Below are 2,655 nucleotides of genomic sequence, written 5' to 3' on the forward strand. Positions count from 1 at the left end.
GCAGGCGGAGTTGATAAAACGCAATTGGCCTTTAATGCAGATGGCAGCACAACGGTTACCAATCCATTGGGCAAACAAACTATCTATCGCTTTGATGATATTGCCGGCGCGCGCCGTGTAGTAAAAGTAGAGGGCCAACCTACCGCAAATTGTGCGGGTGCCAACCAGAACTATACCTATACCCCTGAAGGATGGATTGAAAGTAAAACCGATTGGAAAGGGATTAAAACTACTTACCAATACAATTCTCTCGGCCAGGAAATATCCCGCACAGAGGCTTTTGGTACACCCGAGGCTCGCACCATTACTACTGAGTGGCATCCCACGCTTTATGTCAAAACCAAAATCACTGAGCCAGGTAAACAAATTGCATTCAGTTACGACACGAATGGCCGTTTGTTAAACCAATCCACACAAGCCATCAGCAATTAATTGAATGAAGGGAATCCCAATGAAATTGTTAAATAAATTGTTAAATAAATTGTTATTCAGTGTATTTTTTATTGTTGCATCACTGATTGTGCAGGCGCAGCAAACGACAAGCTATACCTACAATGACGCAGGGCAGGTGTTAACCGAAGACGGCCCTCGTACGGATGTAATTGATGTAACCACACACACTTATAACTCACAGGGGTATGTGGCGACTACCACGAATGCCCTGGGCCAAACGACTACGTTTAATAGTTACGATGCCAGTGGCAATGTGTTATCAATGACAGATCCAAATGGAGTGACTACCGAGTTTACTTACCATGATCGCGGCTGGTTGTTAAGCTCACGGATAAAGCATCCAACCAATAATACCCTGGATGCAGTCACTACCTATGGTTACGATGCTATTGGCCAATTGATCAGCACGACACTGCCCAATGGAGTAAGCCTTCAATACGAATACGATGATGCACGCCGCCTGGTCGCCATTAAAAATAGCGTGAATGAACGGATCGAATACACGCTGGATACTGCAGGCAATCGCACCGGGCAAGTTATTAAAAATTCATCCGGCACTATCACTTATTCAGTGAGCAGTGTATTTGATGAATTGAGCCGTGTGATGAATGTGCTGGGTAATAATAGCCAGCAAGAAAAACATAATTACGATGTCAATAATAATCGCACGGCAACCACTGACGGACGTAACAACCAAACCCAACAGCAATATGACGCACTTGATCGGGTTAAAAAAATTATTGATCCTGATTGGGGTGAAACCCAATTTACGTATGATGCCCGGGATCAAATTAAAACCGTTATTGATGCGCGCGGAAACGTTACCACCTATAACTATGACGGTTTAGGTAATCTCACATCACTGGTCAGCCCGGACACGGGTACAACGACATTCACCTACGATGCTGCAGGCAATCGCCTGAGCCAAACGGATGCGCGCGGTGTTGTAACCAACTATGCCTACGATGCGCTCAATCGTGTTAAAACCATTAAATATCCCGTCTCCACTGAAAATATATCCTTTTACTATGATGCAACGTCATCTACCAATAAGGGTGTTGGCCGGCTTACCAAAGTGAGCAATAACGTTGCACTCAACTTTTATTACGACTATCTGGGAAATATTAATCAGCTCGCTACCAGTATCAGTGGCGTTACCAAATATGTTAAGTACAGCTATAACACGGCTGGTCAAGCAACACAGATTACTTACCCTTCCGGGCGTACGGTTAACTATTACTATGACACCCAGGGGCGCATCAATAAAATCACAACAAAACTGGGTAGCGCAGCCATACAAACGTTAGTGGATGCAGTGAGTTATTTACCGTTCGGGCCAGCGAATAGTTATGTGTATGGCAATGGTTTGAGTCATACCTACACCTACGACCAGGATTATCGTCTTGGTTCAATTCAGGTGGGTGGTGTGCTAAATCGCAGTTATGGATATGACCCGGCCAATAATATCCTGACCATCACCAACGCATTGGGCAGTACCAATAACCAAACTTACAGTTACGATGCACTTAATCGCCTGATTACCGCAAGCGGCGGCTATGGCAATCTCGGTTACAGTTACGATGCAGTAGGTAATCGTCTCTCTGAAACCCGTAATGGCGCTACTGATACCTACACTTATGACAACAACAATAACCGCCTCCAACAAATCACACGCAGTAGTGGTAATCGTCATTTTACGTATGATGCGGCCGGCAATCCTGTGCAACGTACTGCGGACGATAACAGCACCCAAAACTTTACGTTCAACAAAGCCAATCGATTAGCAAGTGTTAATGTCAATGGTACTTTGGCTGCAACGTATTTATACAATCCGCTGGGCCAGCGATCCGTAAAAACATTCGCCAATGGTAATAAGGAAATTTATCACTACGATTTAAATGGCAACCTGCTTTCAGTCAGTGACGGAAATTACGTTACCCTGCGCGAATATATTTACTGGGGCAATCAACAAATCGCATTTGTGAACAATGGTGCGCTGTATTACATTCACAACGATCACCTTAACACTCCGCAAGTTATTACGAACCAAAGTCAGCAAGTGGTATGGATGGGCCATTACGAACCCTTTGGTAAATTAACGGTGAATGCAACCAACAACATAGAGCTATTCAGCCGTTTCCCCGGACAATATGTTGATCCGGAAACTAACCTTTATTACAACTACTTTCGGGATTATGATCC

2 protein-coding genes are annotated in these 2,655 nt (G+C 44.4%); both read left to right on the plus strand.

Annotation, left to right across the window (positions count from 1 at the left end; all coding sequences use genetic code 11):
* The coding region (locus A596_RS23080) for a hypothetical protein (RefSeq protein ID WP_200882869.1) at positions 1-432 on the plus strand (432 nt) is incomplete at its 5' end.
* A 19-nt stretch (positions 433-451) separates the two neighbouring features.
* Positions 452-2,655 (plus strand): RHS repeat domain-containing protein (locus A596_RS04960; protein WP_039913054.1); only part of this gene is annotated, 2,204 nt, incomplete at its 3' end.

Source organism: Cellvibrio mixtus subsp. mixtus J3-8, from assembly GCF_000766945.1.
GTDB classification, from domain to species: Bacteria; Pseudomonadota; Gammaproteobacteria; order Pseudomonadales; family Cellvibrionaceae; genus Cellvibrio; species Cellvibrio mixtus_A.